Here is a 25,504-nt window from a genome sequence, read left to right as displayed (position 1 = left end):
GCAGGACCTTTCTCATGCAAGAAAGCAATTCTCGCGGCTAGTCGGCCTCAACCAAGAACTTCGAGTACGCCGACAGGGTCAGGAAGGCCGGGAACTCTTTACCCAGCGACACCTCGCGGAACACCTCGGCCGCATCGTCGAAGCGGTCGCCCGCGGAACGGGTGGCCTGGGCCAGCACCTCGCCGATCAGGCGTTCGATGTACTCGGCTGTGATGCGGGTGCCATCCTCGGTGGAGCGATCCTGGTGGATCCACTGCCACACCTGCGAACGCGAGATCTCGGCGGTCGCGGCATCCTCCATCAGGTTGTCGATGGCCACCGCGCCGAGCCCACGCAGCCAGGCTTCGATGTAGCGAATCGCGACCGACACGTTGCCGCGTACGCCGGCCGCGGTGATCGGGCGTCCGATGCGCAGATCGAGCAGGTCGCTTGCGCTCACGTTCACGTCGTCGCGCTGACGGTCGATCTGGTTGGGTCGGTCGCCCAGCACCGCGTCGAACTCTGCCTGAGCCGTGGGGATCAGGTCGGGGTGCGCCACCCAGGTGCCGTCGAATCCGTCTCCGGCCTCGCGCTTCTTGTCTGCGGAGACCTTCTCGATCGCGGCCGCCGTCACCTCTGGATCGCGGCGGCTCGGGATGAACGCGCTCATGCCGCCGATCGCGAAAGCGCCGCGCTTGTGGCACGTCTTGACGAGCAACTCGGTGTACGACCGCATGAACGGGACGGTCATCGTGATCTCGCTGCGGTCCGGCAGCACGAAGCGTGCGCCGCGGCCGCGGTAGTTCTTGATGATCGAGAAGATGTAGTCCCAGCGTCCGGCGTTGAGTCCTGCGCAGTGATCGCGCAGCTCGTACAGGATCTCGTCCATCTCGAACGCGGCAGGCAGCGTCTCGATGAGGACGGTCGCGCGGATCGTGCCGTGTTCGATGCCGATGTAGTCCTCGGAGAAGGTGAACACGTCGTCCCACAGCTTCGCCTCTTCGCTCGATTCGAGCTTGGCGATGTAGAAGTAGGGGCCACGACCGTTCTCGATGAGGGCCTGGGCGTTGTGGAAGAAGTAGAGCCCGAAGTCCACCAGCGATGCGGATGCCGCCATGCTGCGGCCCGTGCGATCGACGAAGGTCAGGTGCTTCTCGACGAGGTGCCACCCGCGCGGACGCATCACGATCGTCGGGGTCTGCTCTGCAGTGACCTCGTAGCGCTTTCCCTCGGGGGAGGTGAAGCTGAGCTCGCCGCGGATGGCGTCGCGCAGTGACAGCTGGCCGCCGATCACGTTCTGCCAGGTGGGGCTCGTGGCATCCTCTTGGTCGGCGAGCCAGACCTTCGCACCGGAGTTCAGCGCGTTGATGGTCATCTTCGGGTCGGTCGGTCCGGTGATCTCGACGCGGCGGTCTTCGAGGCCGGGACCGGCGCCGGCAACGCGCCAGTCGGCGTCGTCGCGGATGTGCCGGGTGTCGTCGCGGAAGCTCGGATCGTGGCCGCTGCCGATCTCGAAGCGGCGACGCATGCGGTCGGCGAGCCGGTCGTGGCGGCGTGAGGCGAAGCGGTGGTGCAACTCGGTGAGGAACGCGATCGCCTCGGGAGTGAGGATCTCATCGAACCGTTCGCGCACAGGCCCGGTGACGTGAAGGGCCGGCCCCTGCTGGATTGTCTGGGTGGGTGCGGTGGTAGGTGTTGATGTGTTCACGATGAGGTCCTTTCTTGAGGTGCGTCTCGGAAGAGGCGGGTGCGGCTGGAGCGGAGCCGCGTGGTGTGCTGCGTGGCTTGACACCTACTCTGCGTGAAGTTCTGGCATCCAACCGAACATTCTTGGGGTGAAGAAGCGCTGAACTTCTGTTTTTGTGACAGAATCGGCCGAATGAGCACCACTGACGTTGCAGAAGACACCGACGCTCTCACAATCGGACGGCGCATCCGCCAGCTCCGCACGGCCCGAGGGATGACGCTCGAAGACCTGGCGACTGCCGTCGATCGCGCACCCAGCCAGCTGTCGATGATCGAGACCGGCAAGCGCGAGCCGAAGCTCACGCAGCTGCAGGCCATCGCGAAGGCGCTCGGTACCGGCATCGATGCGCTGCTGGAGGGCGAGCCGCTCGATGAGCGCAGCGCCGTCGAGATCGCACTGGAGCGTGCCATGAAGGGGCAGACTTTTCAGGCGCTCGGCATCGACCCGTTCCGCATCGCGAAGAGTGTGCCGACGGATGCTCTGAAAGCTCTTCTCGCGCTGCACGGTGAGATCGACCGGCTGAAAGACGAGCGGGCTGCGACGCCGGAGGAAGCCCGTCGCGCAAACGTCGAATTGCGACACCTCATGCGCCGGCAGGACAATCACTTCGCAGATCTCGAGGCGAAGGCGGCCGAGATTCTCGCGGCGGTCGGGCATCCTGGTGGTCCGCTGACTCAGCGCACGGCATCCGAGATCGCCGCCTATCTGGGATTCACGCTGCACTACGCGCCAGACCTGCCGCAGACCACGCGCAGCGTCGCCGATCTCGCGAATGGCCGGCTGTATCTGTCGAGTCGCGTGCCGGCCAAGGGGGATGCGCGAACCGCCGTGCTGCAGGCACTTTCTTCTCGGATGCTCGGGCACGCCGAGCCGCGCAGCTATGCCGAGTTCCTGCGCCAGCGGGTGGAGACGAACTACCTGACCGGCGCGCTGCTCATTCCTGAGGCGCACATCGTGCCGGCGCTGAAGGCCGCGAAGGAGCGGCGGGCGATCTCGATCGAAGACCTGCGCGATGCGTACTCGGTGTCATACGAGACCGCGGCGCACCGGTTCACGAACCTCGCGACCCGGCATCTGGATATTCCGGTGCACTTTCTCAAGGTGCATGAGTCGGGAACGATCACCAAGGCGTACGAGAACGATGACGTGAACTTTCCGACCGACCGGCTCGGCTCGATCGAGGGGCAGATGTGTTGCCGCCGGTGGACGAGTCGCGTCGTGTTCGATGAGGATGACCGATTCAATCCGTACTACCAGTACACCGACACCGGCAATGGCACCTATTGGTGCACGGCCAGGGTGGAGTCCTCGAGCGAGGGGCTGCACTCGGTGAGCGTCGGCGTGCGCTTCGACGACACGAAATGGTTCGTCGGGCGCGACACGACGAACCGTGGCGTGTCGAAGCACTCGGTGGAGACGTGCTGCCGTCGCGCGCCCGCCGGCCTGGAGGAGCGCTGGCGCGAGCACTCCTGGCCGAACGTGAAGACTCCGCGCACGCTGCTCGCGACCCTGCCGACCGGCGCGTTCCCCGGGGTGGACACGACGGATGTGTACGAATTCCTGGAGGCGCACGCGCCGCGGTGAGGCTGGCCCTGCCGGATGGCGCTCCGCGCGCCGAGAATGGATTTGCCGCACGAGGCTGGCGCTGCGCGGGCCATTCTCATGCGGGAAAGCCATTCTCGACGGCTGGGGCCGAGCCCGCGCGGCCGGGGCCGACCCCGACCCCGGCTCCGGACCCCCGCCCCGCGTTAGGTCACGCGGCCGGGATCCAGGATGCGGCGGTGGCGGCGCAGCGCCGTGATGATCAATGCCATGCCGACAGCAGCATGGACTCCGCCGATCACGAGCCAGGAGAGCGCAGCATCCACCTGTGGAAGCCCGATCACCGCGGCCGCATAGCCGAGATGAAAGCCACCGTGCACGCCGATGGCTGCCCAGAGCGACTGCGTCCACAGCAGCATCCCCATCGCCAGCAGTGAGAATCCGAAGGGGAGTGCGAGATAGAGCACGTACTCGAGCGGAGACTGCTGCCCGCCGTTGGAAATGAGGTGGATGACGGTGAACACGAGTGTCGTCACGGCGATCGCCAGCACGGGGCGGGCGCGCAGTGCTGACAGCAGCCACCCGCGAAATAGCAGTTCCTCCGGGATCGCCTGCAACAGGAATGCCTGACACAGCAGCGCGACGATGCTGAACCAGACCGGTGCCGTGGACCCGAGATCGGCCTCGGTGAGGTTGGGGCCGGTTGACGGCAGCACAGCGACCGCCGCGAATACCAGGCCGCCCGACACAACGATCGACAGCGTCAACCAGAGGGCCGACCACCTGGTCCACACCCAGCCGGCATCGCGCAGGCGTCGGCCTTCGACGAACCGCATCCAGAGCCAGACGGCCATGACGACGAAAGCGAGCATTGCCCCCTGCAGGAGGATGAACACGATCAGCGACGTGAGGTCAGCGCCGTTCATCAACTCGGATCCACCCGGCACGAGCATTAGCAACGCAGAAAGCGCGCCAACGAGCAGGTTGCCGCCCATCAGGATCGCGACGGCGATGACGGCGCGTATTGCGATGCCCAGCGGGCCGAGGCCCAAACGAGACCGCGAGGCAGAGGCAGTGCCATCGGCAGAGGCAGGCGAATGAGGCTGTTTGGTATGCATACTTCGCAGATTATGTTCGCGAGCACGAGAGATCGGCACGCCAGAGTAATCGGATGCGGTGACCGCAGTCACTGTGTCAGGTGGAGAGACATGACCCGAGTCACGTCTCTCGTGGCGGGATGATGAATACGCTGGAGGCATGCCCGATTCTTCTTCTCGTCGTGCCGCGTTGATGGACTGGGCGGCCATCGTCGGGCTGGCCGGTCCCGTTCTCGTGTTGTTGTCGTCGTTCTTCGAACGCCCCGCCGCGATCACATGGGCGTTGTGTGCAGCGCTCGCATTCAGCATCGCGGCGTGGATGGTGTGGCGATGGATGCCGCGATTCGCTCGCACAGCCGCTGTCGTGTTTGCCTTCGGAGCATCCGCCGTCATCTTCTTCGGTGATGGACCGCTCACATTCGGTGCCGCGTGGGTGGCGTGCCTCGTCCTCGCGCGAGTGTTCCGCGCTGCCGTGACGGTGGCGTACGCGGTGCTGCTCTGCCTGATGGCGGCAGGCATCCACCTCATCGCCGGAAACGGGTGGGAGATTGCAGCGATGGAATCGGTGAGCACCGCAGTTCTCGCCGGGTTTGGTGCTGCGTTCGCACTGCTGATGAAGGATGCTGATCGCGTCGATGCCGAGCGGGCGCAGCTGAGTGAAATCCAGAGTGACACGCTGGCGCAGCTTTCTGAAGCCAACGGCGAGTTGCAGCGCCGGCTCGGTTCCGAACAGGATCTTGTGCTCGCCGAGGAGCGCGCACGCGTCGCGCGTGAATTGCACGACGAACTGGGGCATCGCCTCACTGTCATCGGCCTGTCCCTGGATTACGTCGAGCGGATGCGGGGCAGAGACGCACAACGTGCTGACGCGGAGCTCGTCCGGGCGCGCTCCACCGTGAGCGATGCGCTCGCGGCCATGCGCAAGGTCGTGCGGGCGATGCATCCGGTGGAACTGGGATCCCTGCGCGGTGCGGCGGCATTCCTCGCGGTCGCGGAGGCATTCCGATCGACGGGACTCGATGTCAGAGTCGACGTCGACGGCGGCGAGGAACTCTCCCACGAGCACTCGTTGCTGATCCTGCGGTTTGTGCAGGAAGGTCTGACCAACGTCGTGCGTCATGCCGACGCGACCCGGGTCAATATGTGCATCCGCACCGGTAACCAGGGGGTTCGCGCAGTGATCGAGGATGTCGGCGGCGCAGGTGGCGTGTCGATCGTGGAGGGGTTCGGGCTGCGGTCGCTGCGCGCTCGTGCGGAGTCGGTCGGTGGGTCGCTCGTGGGCGAAGCGGTGCCGCGAGGCTTTCGGCTGGAGATCGTGCTTCCACTCGACGCGCGGGTGGCGGCATGAGCGATATTCGGGTACTGATCGTCGATGATCAGGAGCTGCTGCGCCGGGGACTGCGCATGCTGTTGGAGACGGAAGACGGCATCGAAGTCGTCGGAGAGGCGGATCACGGGGCGCATGCGCTCGCCCTCATTCCGCAGGCGAAACCGGACGTCGTTCTGGCGGATGCGCGGATGCCGGTGCTGGATGGACTGGGGCTGGTCGAGCGCTGCCGGCGTGAGCATCCGACGCTTCCCGTGTTGGTGCTCACCACGTTCGATGACGCGCTTCTCGTGCGGTCATTGCTCGACGCGGGAGCAGCCGGCTTCCTGCTGAAGGACATCTCCACGGACGCGCTCAGCGAAGCCATCCGACAGGTCACGGCGGGCGGGCTCGTCATCGATCCGAGAATCGCGCGGCAGGCCGTCACCGCCGTGGCGCAGATTTCGGAAGCGCCCACACTGTCGGATGCGGAGACCGCCGTGGCCGAGCTGGTCGCAGACGGTTTCACGAACGCAGAGATCGCTGCGCGGCTGATGCTCGCGCACGGGACGGTGAAGAACACGGTGTCTGCGCTGCTGCGCAAGTTCGCAGTGCGCGACCGCACGGCCCTCGCTCTGCGCCTCATTCGTTAGGCCGGCCGCCCTCGAGATTGGCGCTTCCACATGAGACGGATGCTCGGCTGCCACCGCTGTGCGTGAACCACCATCTAGGGCATGGTGTCTCACGTAGCGGATGTCGCGGGATGGCCGGGATGATGCCTAGCGGTAACCTGACGCCATGATGGCGACGGATACCGAGCGGGACAAGACCTGGCTCGGGATGCGCATGTCGGATCGGGTGCTGCTCGTGGCATCCGTCCTGATCGGCGCATTGTCGCTGGTGCTGGCGGCGCAATCCCCGGACAGCGGCGCATGGTTCTGGATGACGATGTTCGCCCCGGCGATCTTCGCCGTATGGTGTGCGCTCGCGGCAATCTGGCGGCTGCGTGAGGAGCGCAACCCTGTGGCGATCATGGTGTTCAGCGCGCTCATCGCTCCCGCCTTCGTCGCCGTGCCGCTTGGGGTCGTTGCAATGTTCCTCCGGCCGACGCGCGCCGTCGGGATCTGGGAGGACGGCACGCTCCTCGCATCCATCGGCGTCGTCACCGGCGGATGGGGATACGGGATGCTCGTCGCGCTGGTGGTCTGGATCGTGATCGTGATGCCGGGGACCTGGTTCGTGTCCCGGGGAATGCATTCCCGGTAGCCTGGCTGCGGATTGGGGAGGGGCATATGACGGAACTGAGCGACGACGCAGTTGACGATGCGCGTCTGTGGCGTGGCGAAATCCGGTCGCTGGTCAGCGGGGCGAACCTGGTGGTGCTGATCGCGGCGATCGCTCTGGGAGTCTGGGGCGTCTTCGATTCGATGACGGATGCTGATGGCGACCGCGTGTGGGGGACTTCAGTGGTCGTCGCACCGGGCATCTATGCGGGATGGTGCATGCTCGAGGCTTCGTGGCGCAGCGGCGATATGACCTCGCTGCTGCTGAGGCTCGTCTCTGCGTGCTTGATCGCTCCGCTGATCGCGCTCATCCCCATCGCCGTCGTCCAGGCGATCGCCGTGGCATTCCCCGGCGTGCGCGACACGATCGCGCAGGCAGCCGCGCAGAACAACGGCTTCCACTATTTCTGGGATGAGGGTGTGGTCAGCCAGCTGTATCTGGTGCCCATCGCTGGCTATGCGATCGGGGCCGGCATCGGCTTGGGCGTCGCACTGATCATCACGCTTCCCATCCTCTCGATCCGCAGCCCAGGTGTGGTGAGCGCCGGCTCGCACATCGAAAAGGTCGACGGGGCCAGGCGCAGCTCGACCACAGCCTTCGTCTTCGTCGGACTCGGCATCACAGTGCTCGGCATCGCACTGTGGGCCTTCGGCGAAGGTGGCAGCATCCTCGAATTTCCGGAGGACTTCGGGCGCCTGATGAACACGCTTTCACACGGGTACTTCCACTGGGATCAGGCGATGTGGCTGATCGGGGCGGTCCTCGTCGTCGCCGGCGTGCTGGCGATGGGCTGGGGCTGCGTGCGGGTGCTCACGGCGAGGGTCCGCGAGAATGGGCCTACAGCATGAGGCGGCGCAGGGGAGTCCTGCGACGTACGCCGCCGCGAGAATGGCTTTGCAGCATGAGACAAGGGTTGTGAAGGTCCGTCTCATACGGGAAACGCATTCTCGTGGCTTAGTGGCTGGCTGCGCGTAGCAGCGCCCACAGTTCCGCTCGGGCCGGGAAGGTGCTCAGGTCCATCTCTAGCAGCTTCGATGCCTGCGCTACGCGCGAGCGGAGCGTATGGCGATGGATGCCGAGAGCCGACGCGGCGGATTCGAACCGGGCGTCGTGCTCCAGCCAGACCCGCAGCGACTGTTCGAGATCCGCATCGCCCGAGCGCAGCGGTGCGAGCCGTGACTCGGCGATCAGGCGCGCATCATCGGTGGTGAGGGCAGACAGGATGCCGGATGCCGCCGTCTCGGCGAAGCGAATTGCCCCACCCGCACCACTCGCAACCGCACCACTCACGCCGGCACCACTCCCACCCGCGCCACCCGCAACCGCACCTCGACGCAGCGCACTGAGCGCTTGCGCATGCGCGCGGGAGAACGCCGAGTACGAGGTCGCTTCCGAGACCCCGATGCGGATGCCGAAGCGTTCCGCGGCTTCGTCGAGCAGCACAGCATCCGCCTCTGGCAGGCAGATCACCATGCCGTTCGTAGAGCCCGACCCCTCATCCGACACCGCGAGGAACGACCGCGATCCGCGCTCTGCGCGCCGTCGCTCCCACCATTCCTCGAGCGCTTCGGGGAGGGCATCTACTGCCACCGCCACGATGACCTGCCCGGTCGGCAGCGACGACAGCACGCGCTGGGCCAGCGTCTCATCGTCGAGCAAGAGGGACTGAAGCAGCTGTGCGTGCAGGCGGCGACGTTCGCTGACGAGCCGATCGGTCTGCTCGAGGGCCAGCCCCGCCATCGCGATGACCGACGTGACAACGGCGCGCGCCTCGGCATCCAGCGAAGCCGCGGCGATCGCGATGACGCCACGCAGTCCTCGCCGCCGGCCGAGCGTGAACAGCTGCATCGTCTGCTCGTCGACCACGATCGAGCGACCGGTCTCTGCTCCTCGTGTCAGCACTTCCGCGACGTGCCCTGCAACGACCTCTCGCGTCGTGGCGGAGACCCCGCCCGGCGGATGCTCGATTGTGAGTGTGCCGGATGCATCGAACATCGCCACCCACGCGTCGAGCCGGCGACCGAGTTCGCTGATGATCGCGGCCAGCCCGTGCCGGCGAAGGGCCGCCACGGCCAGTGCCCGCTGTGTGTCCAGCGCCCAGCTCCGTCGGGCATATGCCTGCGCAGCAATCGCCTCGGCATGCGCACGGGCAACGGCGATGAACGGTGTGCGGTACGGCACCTCGAACAGCGGCAGCCCCGCCTCGTCGCACGCGGCGACCAGGTCGGACGGAAGCTCAGGATGCTGAACCCCCGTGCCGAACCCGAGGCCGACAACACCCCGCGCAGTCAACTGCGCGACATACGCAGATGCCGTGACCGATCCGTCGAGCTGGCTTCCGGTCGTCAGCAGCGCCAAATCGTCGGCGAGGAAGGGCGTCGGATCGGCGAGGTCGGTGGAGTGCACCCAGCGCAGCGGGCGCTCCAGAGCATCCGGAGGTCCCGAGACCAATCGCAACCCAAGCTCTGGATTGCGCAGCAGTCCGCGCAGCGTCGGCTGATCCATCGGCCTCCTCATCGAGCTGTTATACGAACCGGTTAAGTCGTATCAAAGATTGTACGAGCAGGCGAATGCTTTCCGCACGTCACAGGCATACGCTCACGAGCATGACCCTCATCGATGTCACCCCTCTCGGCGGACCCGCCCTCGCCCAGGAGCGACGCCTCATCACGGCGCTGCCCGGCCCCCGCTCGTCAGAGATCCTCGCGCGTAAGGCTGAAGCAGTGCCCACGGGCGTCGCACACACCGTGCCGATCGCCGCCGTTGCCGCGGGCGGGGGAGTAGTGGTGGATGCCGACGGCAACTCCCTCATCGACCTGGGCAGTGGCATCGCCGTCACGACGATCGGCAACGCGCATCCGAAGGTTGCAGCGGCGATCGCCGCCCAGGCCGCGCGCTTCACGCACACGTGTTTCATGATCTCCCCGTATGAGGAGTACATCGCCGTCGCCGAGGCACTCAACCGCCTCACACCCGGAAGCTTCGCGAAGAAGACCGCGCTGTTCAACTCCGGCGCCGAGGCAGTCGAGAACGCCGTCAAGATCGCCCGTAAGCACACCGGACGCCCCGCCATCATCGCCTTCGAGCACGGCTACCACGGCCGCACCAACCTGACGATGGCGCTCACGGCGAAGGCTATGCCGTACAAGAGCGGCTTCGGCCCGTTCGCCCCCGAGGTCTACCGTGCGCCCCTGTCGTACCCGTTCCGCGACGGACTCTCCGGTGCTGAGGCCGCCGCCCGCGCGATCGCCGTGATCGAGAAGCAGGTGGGCGCCGACAGCACTGCTGCCGTACTGATCGAGCCGATCCAGGGGGAGGGCGGCTTCATCGTCCCCGCAGACGGATTCCTGAACGCCATCGTCGAATGGTGCCGCGCGAACGGCGTCGTCTTCATCGCCGACGAGGTGCAGACCGGCTTCGCCCGCACCGGCACGATGTTCGCCAGCGAGCAGTTCGGCATCGAACCAGACCTCATCGCCACCGCGAAGGGCATCGCGGGTGGACTCCCGCTCGCCGCCGTCACCGGGCGTGCCGAGATCATGGATGCCACCCACGCCGGCGGACTCGGCGGCACCTACGGCGGCAACCCGATCGCGTGCGCTGCTGCCCTTGCCGCGATCGACGTCTTCGAAAACGACGGGATGCTACAACGCGCACAGCAGATCGGCACACTGCTGCACCTGCGACTGAACGCCCTCCAGGTTACGGACCCCCGAATCGGCGACGTCCGCGGACGCGGGGCAATGACGGCGATCGAGTTCGTCGATCCCGCCACGAATGCCCCGGATGCCGCACTCACCGCCGCTATCGCGAAGGCGTGCATTGCCGAGGGCGTGATCGTCCTCACCTGCGGGACCTTCGGCAACGTCATCCGCTTCCTTCCCCCACTGTCCATCGGCGATGACCTGCTGAACGAGGGCCTTGACGTCGTCGCCGCCGTGCTCGCCGCACACTGAAGACACACCGCCCCACCCGAGGAGTGATCATGAGTACCATCGCACCGAATGAGCACGCTTTGCTCGACAGCATCCCGACCGGCCTCTTCATCGGCGGAGAGTGGGTCGAAGCCGAAGGTGGTCGCACCTTCGACGTGCACGACCCGGCGACCAATGCCGTGATTCGCTCGATCGCCGATGCGACCCCTGCCGACGGCATCCGCGCCCTTGACGCAGCGGTCGCCGCTCAAGAGGCGTGGGCGCAAACCCCGGCGCGGGAGCGCAGCAACATCCTGCGTCGCGCCTTCGATCTTGTGCAGGCCCACAAGGAAGACCTCGCCCTGCTGATGACGCTCGAGATGGGCAAGCCGCTCGCCGAGGCGCGCGGAGAAGTTGTCTACGGTGGCGAGTTCCTGCGCTGGTTCAGTGAAGAGGCCGTGCGCATCTCGGGCCGCTACGGCAGCAACCCGGAGGGCACGGGGCAGATGATCGTCTCGCAGCGTCCGGTCGGGCCGTCGTTCTTCATCACGCCGTGGAACTTTCCCTTCGCGATGGCGACGCGCAAGATCGCACCCGCGCTCGCCGCCGGCTGCACCGTCGTGATCAAGCCGCCGGCGCTCACGCCGCTGACGACGATCTTCTTCACCAAGCTGCTCCAAGAGGCGGGGCTCCCCAAGGGCGTCGTCAATGTCGTGCAGACCTCGACGTCGTCGAAGGTGTCGGCGCCGATCATCGCCGACCCGCGGCTGCGCAAGCTCTCATTCACCGGATCGACCGAGGTCGGGCGCAAATTGATCGCGCAGGCGGCCGAGGGCGTGCTGCGCGTCTCGATGGAGCTCGGCGGCAACGCGCCGTTCGTTGTCTTTGAGGACGCCGATCTCGACAAGGCAGTCGACGGCGCCATGGCGGCGAAGTTCCGCAATATCGGCCAGGCCTGCACGGCCGCGAACCGCTTCATCGTGCACGCATCGGTCGCCGCGGAGTTTGCGGATCGGGTCTCCGAACGGGTCAAGGCGATGACGATCGGACGCGGCACTGAGGACGGTGTCACGATCGGTCCGCTGATCGATGCGGATGCTGTGGCCAAGGCATCCGCTCTTGTGGATGACGCTGTCAAGCGGGGTGCCCGCCTGCTTGCCGGCGGATATGCCATCGAGGGAGAAGGCACCTTCTTCCAGCCGACCGTGATCACCGATGTCGTCGCGGGCAGTGACATCCTGCGCGAGGAGATTTTCGGCCCGGTGCTGGCGATCGCCACCTTCGAGACCGAAGAGGAAGGTGTGCGCCTGGCGAATGACACCGAGTATGGCCTGGTCTCGTACGTCTTCACCGAGGATCTCGCCCGCGGTCACCGCATGATCGACGCGCTCGAGACCGGCATGATGGGCCTCAACGTCGGGGTCGTCTCGAACGCGGCCGCGCCCTTCGGCGGGGTCAAGCAATCGGGCATCGGCCGCGAGGGCGGTGCCGAGGGCATCCACGAGTACCTGTCCACGAAGTACACGCTCATCCCGAACAGCTGAGGGAGAACGCCATGACCGAATACGCCGTTGTGAATCCGGCGACGGGGGAGACCCTCGCCACGTATGACACCTTCTCGGATGCTCAGATTGAGGATGCTGTCGCGCGCGCGCATGCGGCAGCATCCGTCTGGGGTGCCAGGTCGCCCGCAGAGCGCGCCGTCGTGATTCGTCGGATCTCCGCGCTGCACCGCGAACGCAGCGCGGAGCTCTCCGCAATCATCGTGCGCGAGATGGGCAAGCCCATTGCCGCGGCCGAGGGCGAGGTCGACTTCGCCGCCGACATCATCGAGTACTACGCCGACAACATCGAGCAGATCACTGCCGATCAGCCGCTGCAGATCCTCGGCGATGGCACGGCGGTGATCCGCCGCTCGCCGCTGGGCGCGCTGCTGGGCATCATGCCGTGGAACTTCCCGGCCTACCAGGTCGCACGCTTTGCGGCACCGAACCTCGCGCTCGGCAACACGATCATCCTCAAGCATGCGCCGCAGTGCCCGGAGTCGTCGGCCGCGCTCGAGGCGATCTATCGGGATGCCGGTCTCCCCGACGGTGCCTACATCAACGTCTACGCGAGCAACGAGCAGGCGGCGACGATCATCGCTGACCCGCGCGTGCGAGGAGTGTCGGTCACCGGATCCGAGCGCGCCGGCGCCGCCGTCGCCGAGGTCGCCGGACGCCACCTGAAGAAGGTCGCGCTCGAACTCGGCGGGTCAGACCCGTTCATCCTGCTTTCCACAGACGATCTGGATGCCGTGGTGCAAGCCGCCGTGGATGCGCGCCTCGACAACAACGGACAGTCCTGCAACGGTGCCAAGCGCTTCATCATCATCGACGGGCTATATGACGCCTTCGTGGAAAAGTTCGTCGCCGCGCTCGCCGCAGTGCGCCCCTCGGACCCGATGGAGGAAGACACCGTGCTCGGTCCGCTGTCGTCGCTTGCCGCGGCCGAACGGTTGCAGTCGCAGATCGGTCGTGCGCTCGTGCAGGGAGCGACGTTGCTCACCGGCGGCACCCGCAGGGGTGCGTTCTTCGACCCGACCGTGATCGCAGATGTCACGCCCGAGATGGACGTGTATCGCGAGGAGCTGTTCGGCCCCGCGGGCGTCGTATATCGCGCGGCAGATGAGGACGCGGCCGTCGCGATCGCGAACGACACGCCCTTCGGGCTCGGCTCCTACGTCTTCACGACCGACGCCGCACAGGCCGAGCGCGTGGCAGATCGCATCGAGGCGGGCATGGTCTACGTCAACCTCGTGCTCGCCGACAGCCCGGAACTGCCCTTCGGCGGCGTGAAGCGCAGCGGCACCTCGCGTGAGCTGGGGATGCTGGCCGCCGACGAGTTCGTCAACAAGAAGCTCATCCGCACGGCGTGAGCTCCTGAAACCTGAAACCTGAAACCTGAAACCTGCACACTTGCAGGGCGATCGAACGGATGCAGGGCCAAAACGCGGCGTGTCGCCCTGCATCCGTGCATCCGCCCTGCAAGTGTGCGGCGCGCGAGAACCCCGCCCACCGCGCTACCTTGGATGCATGAAGCCCGAACGCGTCTCCCGCACGCAGTCCGTCGTGGACGGCTTGCTCGATGCGATCATCGCCGGGCGCCTCGTGGCGGGTGAAACGCTGCCCGCCGAAGCAGACCTCGCCACCCTGCTCGGGGTCTCGCGGCTGACGCTCCGCGAAGGCGTGCGGCTGCTACAGGCACAGGGCGTCATTGTGCCAGTGCCCGGCAGTCGGCACCGGGTAGCTCCGGTGGATGAATGGACAGGGCTCGAAGCCGTCGTCCGGTATTCGCGCAGCGGGGGAGCACGTCGGCGCTCCTCGCTCGACCTCATCGACATGCGCGTGATGTTCGAGACAGGCGCAGCCGAGCTCGCCGCGCCCAAGTGCACTCCCGCCCACCTCGCACAGTTGACGACCCACCTGGAGAAGATGCGCTCGGCGCACGCGCACGGCGATGTCCCCGGATTCGTTGACGCCGACCTCGCCTTTCACGACGTGATCTTCGCGGCCGCAGACAACCGCATCCTTGTGGCATCCGTTCGTCCGCTAACCGCGATGCTGGAGGACTCGCGCAGCGAGACCAGTTCGGTGCGCGATATCCGCGAGCACGCGATCGTCGAGCACGCCGCCGTGTTGGACGCCATGCGCACCGGTTCTGCGGATGCTGCGCGCGAGGCGATGGTCAGCCACATGCGCCAGACCAGGGCTGACCTGCTGCACTACGTACTCGGCGAGTAGAAGGCGAACCGCCGAAGTGTCAGGCGAACAGCCAGGCGCGCCCGGTTGCCAGGGAACAGATTTAGGCGTAACCTCGTTATCTGATATCGGATAGCCCCGCCGAATCCGGCCAAATCCGGCCAAATCTCGTCGAATCCCGCCGAATCCCGCCGAATCATCAGAATCATCTCTGAACGAAGGAGTTCCTGTGCACGTCGATGCGCTTCTCGCCTCGCTGCCGGCACCTGTCGAAATCGACGCCGCCGAGGTGCGCGCTTCTCTTGATCCGCGCGGAGTGCTCGTCGTCCTGGACGATGACCCCACCGGCACGCAGTCGGTCGCGAATCTCCCGGTGCTCACCCGCTGGGAACACGAGGACCTCGCCGGCGCATTCGCCACGAGCGCTCCCGCCGTCTACGTGCTCACCAACACTCGCTCCCTTGATGAGGAGACTGCCGCACAGCGCAACCGCGAGGTCGTCGCCGTCGCGCTGGCCGCGGCATCCGAAGCGGGGCGAAACGTGACCTTCGTTTCGCGGGGTGACTCGACGCTGCGCGGTCACTTCCCGCTCGAGACCGACGTCCTCTCGGCAGAGATCGTCGCCCACGGCGGCGCCGCCCCCGAGCTCACGCTGATCGTCCCCGCCTTCCCCGACGCCGGTCGCATCACGGTCGACTCCGTGCACTACTGGGTAGTGGACGGTGAGGCGACGCCGGTAGGGGAGACCCCGTTCGCAAAGGATGCGACCTTCGGTTTCGCATCGTCCAACCTGCGTGATTGGGTCGAGGAGAAGACCGGAGGGCGCATACCGGCAGATCAGGTCGCCGCCCTCACGATCGACATCATCCGTGCCGGCGTCGACGCCGTGGCATCCTTTCTGCGAAACGTGCCGTCCGGCTCCGTCATCGCGGTCGATGTCGTGGAGGAATCCGACATGCGTGTCGTCGCCCTCGCGCTGCACCGGATGCAGGATCGCGCAGTGCTGCTGCGCGTGGGCCCGCCGTACGTGCGTGCCCACATCGGCCAGGACATCGCCGAGCCAGTGCGAGCTGAGGACATCCCGTTCGCCTACGACCGCGGCGGACTCGTCGTGGTCGGCAGCCACGTGCCGCTCACCACCCAGCAGCTCGATGAGCTGCGCCGGCAGCGCCCGGACACGGCGACGATCGAACTCGACGTGCGCAGCCTCATCGACGACCGTCGTGAGGCACATCTCGATGCACAGGCGGATGCCGTCGCGGCAGCCCTCGCGAACGGATCGGTCATCGTGCACACCACGCGCGAACTCGTGACCGGCGCCGATGGTGATGAGAGCCTCGAGATCGCCCGCAAGGTCTCCAGCGGTGTCGTCGAACTGGTCCGCCGCGTGCTGGCGATCGCGCCGCCGCGGTTCGTGATCGCCAAGGGCGGTATCACTTCGAGTGATGTCGCCAGTGAGGCGCTCGAGATCCGCCGTGCCACCGTGCTCGGCCCGATGCTCCCCGGTCTCGTCTCGCTCTGGCAGCCCCAGACCGGACCTGCCGTCGGCATCCCGTACATCGTCTTTGCCGGCAACGTCGGCGATCCTGACTCGTTGGCCCGCGTCGTCGCGACGCTCGCCGACGCCAAGTGAGAATCGCCAAGTGAGAATCGCGAACTGAGAATCGCGAACCGAAGAATTGAAAGGAACTGAAATGACCTCTACTGTCGCCGTTATCGGCCTCGGAGCCATGGGCCTGCCGATGGCAACCCGCCTCGCCGAGCGCTTTGAGGTGCGCGGTTTCGACATCGCAGCCGAGCGCATCACTCTCGCCGCTGAGAAGGGCGTGAAGCCGGCGTCATCTGCAGCCGAAGCCGTGGCAGACGCCCAGGCAGTGCTCGTCGCCGTGCGCAACGGGTCGCAGCTGAATGATCTGCTCTTCGGCGAGACAGCACTCGCTTCGCACCTTGCGGAGGGTGCAGTGGTCATCCTCACCAGCACCGTCGGCACCGACGGCATCGGCGAGATCGCCGATCGCCTCGCCGAGCATGGCGCCGAGCTGGTGGATGCTCCGCTTTCCGGCGGTCCCGTACGCGCTGGTGAAGGCGACCTGCTGATCGTGGTCGGCGCGACCCCGGCAGCCCTCGCGGTTGCACGCCCGGTGCTCGACCAGCTCGCCTCGACGCTGTCGATCGTGGGCGAGAAGCCGGGCGACGGCCAGGCGCTGAAGACCGTCAACCAGCTGCTGTGCGGTGTGCACATCGCCGCCGCAGCCGAGGCGCTTGCCCTCGCAGATGCTCTCGGCCTTGACCGTGAGAAGACCCTCGAGGCGCTCACCGCGGGTGCGGCGAACTCGTTCATGCTCGGCAACCGTGGCCCGCGCTCCCTGCAGGCCTACGACGAAGAAGGTGCCGAGGTGCTCAGCCGCCTGGACATCTTCGTCAAGGACATGGGCATCGTCGGAAACGCGGCACGCGCCGCGCACCTGTCGACTCCTGTCGCAAACGCCGCCGAGCAGCTGTTCCTGCTCGGTGAGGCCCAGGGCCTCGGCGCATACGATGACTCCGCTGTGATCCGCGTGATCGCCCCCAACCGTCTTTCCTGAACCAACCCGACCCTGGCGCGACCGCGCCACAGACAAACTCGGCGCACTCACGCCGGATTAACTGAAAGAAGAGACCCAGTGACGCTCCCTCTTCCCGCGCTGATCGCGATCGGAATCGCAGGCCTTGCCCTGCTGCTCCTGCTGATCATCCGCTTCAAGATGCAGGCCTTCTACGCCCTGATCCTCGTCTCGATCGTGGTCGGCCTCGCAGCCGGTCTGCCGATGACGACGATCGCCGCGACGGAAAGCGACCCCGAACAGCTCGGCATCATCCAGGCGATCATCGCCGGTGTTGGCGGAACGCTCGGCTCTGTCGCCGTGCTCGTCGCTCTCGGTTCGATGCTCGGCAAGATCATCGAACTCTCCGGCGGCGCAGACTCGCTCGCCGGCAAGTTCACGAAGTGGCTGGGCCCGAAGCGGGTCGGTGTTGCGCTCGTCGCAGCCGCCGCCATCCTGGCGATCCCGGTGTTCTTCGATGCCGGATTCATCATCCTCGTGCCGATCATCTTCGCCTTCTCGAAGGTTGCGGGGCTCAACCCGATCAAGTTCGGCCTCCCCGTGGCCGGCATCATGCTCGCCGTGCACGTGGCTGTGCCGCCGCACCCCGGCATTGTGGGAGGCGCAACGATCCTCGGCGCCGACGTCGGCTGGGTCACGATCTTCTCGCTGCTGATCTCAATCCCGCTCGCCGTGCTGGCGTTCTGGGCTGGCAAGTTCCTCAACCGTCGCGAGTTCGCGATGATCGAGGCGACGAAGGAGATGTTCGACAACTTCGGTACCGAGAAGACCTCCGTCAACGCCGGTCTCCGCGACGGTGAGAAGGCGCCGAGTGCCTACACCGTGCTCGCGCTCATTCTGCTGCCGCTCGTGCTGATCATGCTCGGTACTGCCGTCGCCCCGGTGTTCGAGTCGGGCACCTTCTGGAACAGCTTCCTGTCGATGATCGGTCAGCCGATCTTCGCGCTCATGGTTGCCATCGCCGCCGCGATGTTCTTCCTCGGTGTTCGTCGTGGCTGGTCCACGGCAAAGCTCGGCGAGGTCATGGAGTCGGCGCTGCCCGCAGCTGCCGTCATCATCCTGATCACGGGTGCCGGTGGAGCCTTCGGCAAGATCCTCACCGAGACTGGGATCGGCGGCGCTGTTGCGCAGCTGCTCGCCGGTAGTGGGATGCCGCTGCTGCTCGCCGCGTTCCTCATCTCGCTCATCATGCGCGCAGCTCAGGGCTCGGCGACCGTGGCCATCACGACCACCGCGGGCCTGCTGCTGCCGTCTGTTGCGGTGCTCGGCCTTGACACGATCCACGTCGCGCTCGTCGCGATCGCCATCGGTTACGGCGCGCTGGGTCTCAGCCACGTGAACGACTCCGGCTTCTGGGTGGTCACCCGGTACCTCGGACTGTCGGTCAAGGACGGCCTGCGCACCTGGACGCCGCTGACGACCGTGCTCGGCATCGCCGGGTTCGTGATCACCTGGATCCTGTACGCAGCGATCCCGATGAGCTGACACCACCCCGACCCGAGAGGCCCCGGCATCCGCCCCAGACGGATGTCGGGGTCTCTCGCTCTTTTTCAGGGTCGAGTCCGCGGGTTGTCGCTGAGACGACCCGTGCCGATGTGGTCGAGGGTAGCCTCGAGGCATGGTCACCGTTGCCGAGAACATCGTCCATACTCTTCGCGCCAACAACATCGATCGGGTCTACGGTCTCCCCGGTGATTCCCTGAACGGGTTCACCGACGCTCTCCGTAAGGACGGCACCATCCGATGGCTGCATGTGCGGCACGAGGAATCAGCCGCGTTCGCGGCGGCAGCGGATGCGGCGATCACCGGCGACCTCGCCGTCGTCGCCGGCTCCTGCGGCCCCGGAAACCTGCACCTGATCAACGGCCTGTTCGACGCCAATCGCTCCCGCGTTCCTGTGCTGGCGATCGCCGCGCACATCCCGACGCAGGAGATCGGCACCGGCTACTTCCAGGAGACTCACCCGCAGGAGCTGTTCCGCGAGTGCAGCGTGTACGTCGAGTTCGTGTCCGACCCCATTCAGATGCCGCGCATCCTGGAGATCGCGATGCGCGCAGCCATCGAGCAGCGCGGCGTCGCCGTGATCGTGATCCCCGGCGAAGTCGCCCTCGCCGAGGTGCCGGTCGATCGCGCATCGGTGATCCGGCGCACTCAACCCGTGGTCGTGCCCAGTGGCGCGGAACTGGACGAAGCCGCGCAGTTGCTGAATGCGGCGAAGAAGATCACGATCCTCGCCGGTGCGGGCGTCGAAGGCGCGCACGACGAAGTGCTCGCTTTGGCAGACCGGCTCGGCGCGCCGATCGTGCATTCTCTCCGCGGCAAGGAGTTCATCGAGCACGACAACCCCTTTGACGTCGGGATGACTGGGCTTTTGGGCTTCGCCTCCGGCTATCGCGCGATGGAGGCCGCGGACACCGTGCTGCTGCTGGGCACCGACTTCCCCTATGCGCAGTTCTATCCCGATCACGCCACCACCATCCAGGTTGATATCCGCGGATCGCAGCTCGGCAGGCGGCATCCGCTCGATCTCGGCCTCGTTGGAGATGTGAAGGCGACCGCAGCGGCCCTGCTCCCGCGTCTCGCGGAGAAGAGCGATCGCGCACATCTCGATGACGCAGTGGCGCACTACCGGAAGACGCGCACCAAGCTCGATGAGCTGGCTGTGCCTTCCAGGGGGAAGAACCCGATCCATCCGCAGTATCTCGCGCGCCTGCTCGACGAAGCAGCGAGCGATGACGCGATCTTCACTGCGGATGTCGGCTCGCCGACGGTATGGGCCGCGCGCTATCTCACCATGAATGGTCGGCGCCGACTGATCGGCTCCTTCGTACACGGATCGATGGCGAACGCGCTCATGCACGGGATCGGCGCGCAGACGGCGCAGCCGGACCGTCAGGTGGTCGCATTGGCCGGGGATGGCGGCCTGTCGATGATGCTGGGCGAGCTCATCACACTGACGCAGAACAAGCTGCCGGTGAAGACGATCGTGGTGAATAACTCCTCGCTCAACTTCGTCGAGCTCGAGATGAAGGCGGCCGGGTTCGTCACCTACGCGACAGACCTCGATAACCCCAACTTCGCGGCGGTGGCCGAGGCGCTCGGCATCTTCGCCAGGAGAGTGGAGCGCAGTGAGGATCTGCCGGATGCCGTGCGCGAGGTGCTCGCCCACGATGGCCCGGCGCTACTCGACGTCGTCACCGAACGGCAGGAGCTCTCGATGCCGCCAGCGATCACGGCCGAGCAGGTCAAGGGCTTCGCCCTGTTCGCCATTCGCACGGTGATGTCCGGCCGTGGCGATGAGCTTGTCGATCTTGCCAAAGCCAACTGGCGCCAGCTGTTCTGACCCGCGGCGCCCCGTGTGAAGCCTGCTTTGTTCGCCGGGGCGCGCGGCATGCCCTACACTGGAGGAGCAGTTATCTGCATTTTTTTCCTGTGCCTTTGGGTGCGGGGCTGATGCAGATCCAGGGGCCCCAGGTCTCTAGGGCGGTAGCTCAATTGGCAGAGCAGCGGTCTCCAAAACCGCAGGTTGCAGGTTCGATTCCTGTCCGCCCTGCGCGTCAGCGCAAAGCTGACACACGAAAGGTACATTCAGGATGGATCAGGACGACCCGCGCGGCGATATCGTCGCGTCAGGCGGTGCCGCAGGCGTGAAGAGGCTTGGCTTCTTCGGCCGGCTCGCGCTGTTCTTCCGTCAGGTCATGGGCGAGCTGCGCAAGGTCGTCACACCCACACGCAAGGAACTGTTCAAGTTCACCCTGGTCGTGTTGGTGTTCGTGGCTATCATGATGGCCATGGTCTACGGCCTCGACGCCGCCTTCTCGTGGCTGACAGCTCAGGTCTTCGGAGTGCCGCAGTAAGCGTCTCTCCCGCGGGTTACACCGCAATGAATGGAAAGAAATAACGTGTCTGAACGATATTCCGACGACGCCGACATGGCGACCGCCGCGGAGCAGTCCAGCGAGGACGACGAAGCTCAGGAAGGCAACATGCTTGCCGCCGAGGAGCAGTCGTCTGCGCCGGCCGAGCAGGTCGCGCTGCACATCGAAGGCGACGCGGATGACGCGGACGAAGAAGGCACGGAAGACATCGACATCGACGACCCGGAGGCTGACGCGATCGTGAACGACGCTCTCAACCTGGACGAGGCTGCAGAAACTGAAGCTGCCGCTGAGGTCCTCAACGACGCAGTGGCAGAAGAAACTGCTGACCTCGAGGCTGCAGCCGCACATGAAGTGGCTCCCTACGACGGCCCAGACGTGAACGGCGATGAGGATGCCGCGACCGACGAGGACGCCGACGACGAGGACGAAGAAGAAGAAGACCCGTATGAGGCCTTCCGTATGGATCTGCGGATGCTCCCGGGCAAGTGGTACGTCATCCACTCCTACGCTGGGTTCGAGCGCAAGGTGAAGGCCAACATCGAGCAGCGCAAGTCGACGCTCGAGGTCGAGGACGACATCTACCAGATCGAGGTCCCGATGGAGGACGTCGTCGAGATCAAGAACGGTCAGCGCAAGATGGTCACGCGCGTCCGGATCCCCGGCTACGTGCTTGTGCGCATGGAACTCACCGAGGACACCTGGTCCGTCGTTCGTCACACTCCTGGCGTCACCGGCTTCGTGGGCAACGCCCACAACCCGACGCCGCTGCGCTTCGAAGAGGCGTTCAACATGCTGAAGGCACTCGTCGAGGTCAAGGACATCCCGACCGCGAAGAACGTGCAGTCCAAGGGTGGCATGGCTATTGCACGCTCGCTCCCGGCTGAGGTCGACTTCGAGGTCGGCGAGACCATCACTATCAAGGAAGGCTCGTTCGCTGGCCTTCCCGGTTCGATCAGCGAGATCAAGCCGGAGAGCGGCAAGCTCACCGTGCTCGTCTCCCTCTTCGAGCGCGAGACCCCGGTTGAACTGTCGTTCGAACAGGTCACAAAGATGCTCTGAGACCGATTACGGTCTCCACGCATAGTCGTCAAAGACGCCCCGCTCGGCTCCAGCCGGCGGGGCGTCTTTGTCGTTGGTCTCAGCGCTTGCTCTGGCCTGCGTGCTTGCTCGCCCAATGCGGGCTCTGGATCAGCCCGATCAGGTTCCCGAACGGGTCGCTCACGGATGCTGACCACCAGCCTTCACCGCGCTGGGTCACCGGGTCGAAGGTGCTGGCGCCGAGCGCGAGCAGGCGGGCGAAGGACGTTTCGACGTCGTCGACGTGCAGATTGACCAATGCACCTCCCGGTTGTGCGAGCGCGGGGCGGAACCGGGCATCCATGAGTGCCAGCTCGTCCTCGTCATCCCCGAAGCGCCACTCTGCATATTGGGCGGGCCCGCCTTCCGGTCGGGTGAAGTACGGCGGCGTTCCCATGACCGTTGAGTACCAGTCGATGGCTGCTGGCATGTCGTCGGCGACGAGATTGAGATTCGCGATTCCGCGGAACATGTGGATCCTCTCCTGTTGGATGGCTTCCTCTATGCTTCTGCGTGAAGTGATCACCTACTGATCACTTTAGAAAAGAGTTCGGAAATCCGCGCAGATCGACTCATTCAGGCTCTGCTGCTGCTCCAGGGTCGACCTCGGATCACGGCCGCGGAGCTCGCCGCTGCGCTCGAGGTCTCGGTTCCCACCGCGCGACGAGACCTTGAGGCACTGTCGGCGTCGGGTGTTCCGGTGTATCCATCTCGGGGAAAGGGTGGCGGCTGGAGCCTGGTCGGAGGATCGCGCACAGACCTCACCGGACTCAACGCATCTGAAGTGACGGCGCTGTTGGCAAGTCTCACCCAGAGCAGTGGATCCTCGCCCGTACGTGAGGCTGCTATGAGCAAGGTGCTGCGCGCGATGCCGCAACCGTTCCGGGAGAGCGCACAGCGGATCGTGTCGGCCACGATGCGGGGTGCCGCGTGGGGGATCGCCGACCTAGCAGAAATTCCGGATGCTGTTGAGGCGCTGCAACGAGCGATCGCAGAAGACCGCCGCATCACCGTCACGTACGCCGGACGTCTCGGCGACAGCACCTCCGAACTCGTGCCGTTGATCATCGGGAGCAGAGGGGAGCGGTGGTACTTGATCGCCGCGCCGACTCTCGATGGCCAGGACACCGCAGACCCCGTGCGGGTGCGTACCTATCGCGTCGATCGTATTCTCGCCGTGGAGGTGCTTCGCGCTCGAGGAGTGGCGCCGGACGAGTTCGACCGGACACAGGTGTGGGCCCAGATGGTGGCTCGGGTGGAGGACAAGCGCGGGGCCGCGCGCGCCGTTGTGCGGGTGGCAACCTCTTCGGCCGCCGCGATGCAGGACAGGTTTGGCACTCTGTGCCGCGTGGTTGATAGCGATGTTGTGATTGATGGCGATGTTGTGATTGATGGCGAGATCAGCGTTGACCGCGCCCCGGGGGATGGAACGATCCGACTCGAAGTGCGCGCGCAGAACATCGGCGCTCTCGCGGAGCAGCTGGCCGGATGGTCGAATGTCGCCGAGGTGATCGAACCGCCCGAGCTCCGCAGCGCACTGCGCGAGCTGGGAGCAGTGATCACCGCCACCTACGCGGACGACAGCGGTGAAAGAGAGCAGCAGTCGGATGAGGTAGACTGACGTGGTTTGTGCGCGCTTTTGCGTGCGCAGAACACACCACAGTCCGGAATCGCCGGATTCGTGGGAGAACACTGCTGGTCCCTGATGCACTCGACATGCTCAGTGTGTCAAAGGTCCAGCATCCGTTCGATGAAAGGAAGAGGAAATGGCACCTAAGAAGAAGGTGACCGGCCTGATCAAGCTTCAGATCAACGCCGGCGCAGCCAACCCAGCACCGCCGATCGGCCCCGCGCTCGGTCAGCACGGCGTGAACATCATGGAGTTCTGCAAGGCGTACAACGCCGCGACCGAGTCGCAGCGCGGCAACGTCGTCCCCGTCGAGATCACTGTCTACGAGGACCGCAGCTTCACGTTCATCCTGAAGACTCCGCCGGCAGCAGAGCTCATCAAGAAGGCGGCAGGCGTCGCCAAGGGCTCGGCTACACCGCACACGGTCAAGGTCGCAAAGATCACCAAGGACCAGGTCCGCCAGATCGCTGAGACCAAGCAGGCTGACCTGAACGCGAACGACATCGAGGCTGCCTCGAAGATCATCGCCGGAACAGCCCGCTCCATGGGCATCACGGTCGAGGGCTAAGGGGAATAATCATGGCAAAGTCCAAGGCTTACAAGGCTGCTGTCGACAAGATCGAGGCAGACCGTTTCTACACTCCGACCGAGGCTGTTGCTCTCGCGAAGGAGACCGGCTCGGCGAAGTTCAACTCGACCGTTGAGGTCGCGCTGAAGCTCGCTGTTGACCCGCGCAAGGCGGACCAGATGGTGCGTGGCACCGTCATCCTCCCGCACGGCACCGGCAAGACCGCTCGCGTCATCGTGTTCGCCACGGGCCCCGCGGCTGAGGCAGCAATTGCCGCAGGTGCAGATGAGGTCGGCGGCGCCGAGCTCATCGAGAAGGTCGCCGCAGGTTGGACCGACTTCGACTCCGCTGTCTCGACCCCTGAGCTCATGGGCCAGGTTGGTCGTCTCGGTAAGGTTCTTGGCCCCCGTGGCCTTATGCCGAACCCGAAGACCGGCACTGTGACTCCGAACACGGCTAAGGCCGTCGAGGAGATCAAGGGCGGCAAGATCGAGTTCCGCGTCGACAAGCACTCCAACGTGCACTTCGTCGTCGGCAAGGCCTCCTTCACCGCTGAGCAGCTGGATGAGAACATCAGCACAGCTCTCGAGGAGATCGTTCGCCTCAAGCCGTCGAGTGCAAAGGGTCGCTACATCCAGAAGGGTGCAGTGTCGACCACGTTCGGCCCCGGCATCCCGCTGGACGTCAACGCCATCTGAGCATGACTCGAGAAGGGCCCCTGCCGTTGCGGCAGGGGCCCTTCTGCGTACCCAGGGGGCGGCGCAGACCGTGCGACACGCCAGGGATACCGGCCCGATTTGCCCCTCTCCCGGATCCCGCGTAAGTTATTACTTGTTCGCCCCACAGGGAAGCGGAAAGGCCGAAAAGCCTTACCCCCCTCAAGCGGAGAAACACCTCGAATCTCTCACTTGAGAGACCTGGTCGCTTGCGACTAGGCTGAGGATCCCACCTCGTGGATGCAGTTATCGGCTGCACATCGGATCTTAGATCCGAAAGCGCCGATTTGACAGCCTCTGCGGGAGGGATATACTAGAGAAGTTGTCCTGAAGCTTTCTAAGCTTCGAACAATTACTCGAATTTGGGTCTGACGGCGTGTCGGTTTGACATGCTGAATGGCTCAGGTAAGATAGAGAAGT

The 25,504-nt window shown here is 65.5% G+C and carries 22 protein-coding genes and 1 tRNA gene; 19 read left to right on the top strand and 4 right to left on the bottom strand.

Going from position 1 to position 25,504, the window contains the following annotated elements:
• Positions 1–37: 37 nt before the first annotated feature.
• Positions 38–1,690 carry a malate synthase A gene (gene aceB, locus ACSU04_RS10550; protein WP_439289760.1) on the bottom strand — a complete coding sequence of 551 codons (1,653 nt, stop codon included), beginning with the start codon at positions 1,688–1,690 and terminating at the stop codon, positions 38–40.
• Positions 1,691–1,858: 168 nt separating this feature from the next.
• On the opposite strand from aceB, the gene ACSU04_RS10545 reads away from it, so the two are divergent.
• Positions 1,859–3,310: a helix-turn-helix domain-containing protein gene (locus tag ACSU04_RS10545; RefSeq protein WP_439289463.1), complete on the top strand. Its 1,452-nt coding sequence runs from the start codon at positions 1,859–1,861 to the stop codon at positions 3,308–3,310.
• Positions 3,311–3,474: 164 nt separating this feature from the next.
• On the opposite strand, the gene ACSU04_RS10540 is transcribed toward ACSU04_RS10545, so the two are convergent.
• The gene (locus tag ACSU04_RS10540; protein ID WP_439289462.1) at positions 3,475–4,386 is read right to left on the bottom strand and encodes a lysostaphin resistance A-like protein; all 912 of its coding nucleotides are present in this window, start codon (positions 4,384–4,386) and stop codon (positions 3,475–3,477) included.
• A gap of 139 nt (positions 4,387–4,525) precedes the next feature.
• Between ACSU04_RS10540 and ACSU04_RS10535 the strand changes: the two genes are divergently transcribed.
• The 4 genes from ACSU04_RS10535 (at position 4,526) to ACSU04_RS10520 (ending at position 7,803) form a co-directional block, all read left to right on the top strand.
• On the top strand, positions 4,526–5,713 hold the full coding sequence (locus tag ACSU04_RS10535; protein WP_439289461.1) for a sensor histidine kinase: 1,188 nt from the start codon (positions 4,526–4,528) through the stop codon (positions 5,711–5,713).
• Positions 5,710–6,324, top strand: a complete 615-nt coding sequence (locus tag ACSU04_RS10530; RefSeq protein ID WP_439289460.1) for a response regulator — start codon at positions 5,710–5,712, stop codon at positions 6,322–6,324. Before ACSU04_RS10535 ends, ACSU04_RS10530 begins: the two co-directional genes overlap by 4 nt.
• 145 nt (positions 6,325–6,469) lie before the next feature.
• Positions 6,470–6,937, top strand: a complete 468-nt coding sequence (locus ACSU04_RS10525) for a hypothetical protein (RefSeq protein ID WP_439285908.1) — start codon at positions 6,470–6,472, stop codon at positions 6,935–6,937.
• A gap of 26 nt (positions 6,938–6,963) precedes the next feature.
• Entirely contained in the window at positions 6,964–7,803 is an 840-nt protein-coding gene (locus ACSU04_RS10520; protein ID WP_439289459.1) for a hypothetical protein, read from the top strand.
• A gap of 106 nt (positions 7,804–7,909) precedes the next feature.
• Here the strand turns inward: ACSU04_RS10520 and ACSU04_RS10515 are convergent, their stop codons facing one another.
• Positions 7,910–9,460 (bottom strand): PucR family transcriptional regulator ligand-binding domain-containing protein, encoded by a 1,551-nt coding sequence (locus ACSU04_RS10515; protein WP_439289458.1) that lies wholly within the window; start codon positions 9,458–9,460, stop codon positions 7,910–7,912.
• A 101-nt stretch (positions 9,461–9,561) separates the two neighbouring features.
• Here ACSU04_RS10515 and gabT point away from each other — a divergent pair, with 101 nt between their 5' ends.
• From gabT to nusG, 11 genes are all read left to right on the top strand, one after another.
• Positions 9,562–10,911 (top strand): 4-aminobutyrate--2-oxoglutarate transaminase, encoded by a 1,350-nt coding sequence (gene gabT / locus ACSU04_RS10510; protein ID WP_439289457.1) that lies wholly within the window; start codon positions 9,562–9,564, stop codon positions 10,909–10,911.
• Between the two features lie 29 nt (positions 10,912–10,940).
• Positions 10,941–12,413, top strand: coding sequence for an NAD-dependent succinate-semialdehyde dehydrogenase (locus ACSU04_RS10505; protein ID WP_439289456.1), 1,473 nt, complete (start codon positions 10,941–10,943; stop codon positions 12,411–12,413).
• Positions 12,414–12,424: 11 nt separating this feature from the next.
• Positions 12,425–13,786, top strand: a complete 1,362-nt coding sequence (locus ACSU04_RS10500; protein ID WP_439289455.1) for an NAD-dependent succinate-semialdehyde dehydrogenase — start codon at positions 12,425–12,427, stop codon at positions 13,784–13,786.
• Between the two features lie 157 nt (positions 13,787–13,943).
• Entirely contained in the window at positions 13,944–14,651 is a 708-nt protein-coding gene (locus ACSU04_RS10495; RefSeq protein ID WP_439289454.1) for a FadR/GntR family transcriptional regulator, read from the top strand.
• A 187-nt stretch (positions 14,652–14,838) separates the two neighbouring features.
• A complete protein-coding gene (locus ACSU04_RS10490; RefSeq protein WP_439289453.1) occupies positions 14,839–16,242 on the top strand; it encodes a four-carbon acid sugar kinase family protein in 1,404 nt (467 codons plus the stop codon).
• A 61-nt stretch (positions 16,243–16,303) separates the two neighbouring features.
• Positions 16,304–17,194 (top strand): NAD(P)-dependent oxidoreductase, encoded by an 891-nt coding sequence (locus ACSU04_RS10485; protein WP_439285893.1) that lies wholly within the window; start codon positions 16,304–16,306, stop codon positions 17,192–17,194.
• A gap of 78 nt (positions 17,195–17,272) precedes the next feature.
• On the top strand, positions 17,273–18,697 hold the full coding sequence (locus tag ACSU04_RS10480) for a GntP family transporter (protein WP_439289452.1): 1,425 nt from the start codon (positions 17,273–17,275) through the stop codon (positions 18,695–18,697).
• Between the two features lie 133 nt (positions 18,698–18,830).
• Positions 18,831–20,555, top strand: a complete 1,725-nt coding sequence (poxB, locus tag ACSU04_RS10475; protein WP_439289451.1) for a ubiquinone-dependent pyruvate dehydrogenase — start codon at positions 18,831–18,833, stop codon at positions 20,553–20,555.
• A gap of 137 nt (positions 20,556–20,692) precedes the next feature.
• Positions 20,693–20,765 (top strand) — tRNA-Trp (locus ACSU04_RS10470).
• Between the two features lie 40 nt (positions 20,766–20,805).
• A complete protein-coding gene (secE, locus tag ACSU04_RS10465; protein WP_439285888.1) occupies positions 20,806–21,069 on the top strand; it encodes a preprotein translocase subunit SecE in 264 nt (87 codons plus the stop codon).
• Positions 21,070–21,114: 45 nt separating this feature from the next.
• On the top strand, positions 21,115–22,152 hold the full coding sequence (nusG, locus tag ACSU04_RS10460) for a transcription termination/antitermination protein NusG (RefSeq protein ID WP_439289449.1): 1,038 nt from the start codon (positions 21,115–21,117) through the stop codon (positions 22,150–22,152).
• Positions 22,153–22,231: 79 nt separating this feature from the next.
• Here the strand turns inward: nusG and ACSU04_RS10455 are convergent, their stop codons facing one another.
• Positions 22,232–22,642 carry a VOC family protein gene (locus tag ACSU04_RS10455; RefSeq protein WP_439285884.1) on the bottom strand — a complete coding sequence of 137 codons (411 nt, stop codon included), beginning with the start codon at positions 22,640–22,642 and terminating at the stop codon, positions 22,232–22,234.
• Positions 22,643–22,699: 57 nt separating this feature from the next.
• Here ACSU04_RS10455 and ACSU04_RS10450 point away from each other — a divergent pair, with 57 nt between their 5' ends.
• The 3 genes from ACSU04_RS10450 (at position 22,700) to rplA (ending at position 25,066) form a co-directional block, all read left to right on the top strand.
• On the top strand, positions 22,700–23,791 hold the full coding sequence (locus ACSU04_RS10450) for a helix-turn-helix transcriptional regulator (protein WP_439289759.1): 1,092 nt from the start codon (positions 22,700–22,702) through the stop codon (positions 23,789–23,791).
• A gap of 145 nt (positions 23,792–23,936) precedes the next feature.
• Positions 23,937–24,368: a 50S ribosomal protein L11 gene (gene rplK / locus ACSU04_RS10445; RefSeq protein ID WP_439285883.1), complete on the top strand. Its 432-nt coding sequence runs from the start codon at positions 23,937–23,939 to the stop codon at positions 24,366–24,368.
• Positions 24,369–24,376: 8 nt separating this feature from the next.
• Positions 24,377–25,066, top strand: a complete 690-nt coding sequence (rplA, locus tag ACSU04_RS10440; protein WP_439286038.1) for a 50S ribosomal protein L1 — start codon at positions 24,377–24,379, stop codon at positions 25,064–25,066.
• The last annotated feature ends 438 nt before the right edge of the window (positions 25,067–25,504 follow it).

It is taken from the genome of Microbacterium sp. A84, assembly GCF_051842815.1.
In the GTDB taxonomy this organism is placed as follows: domain Bacteria; phylum Actinomycetota; class Actinomycetes; order Actinomycetales; family Microbacteriaceae; genus Microbacterium.
The sequence above is the reverse complement of the archived record's forward strand: the minus strand, read 5'-3'. Positions and strand labels throughout refer to the sequence as shown.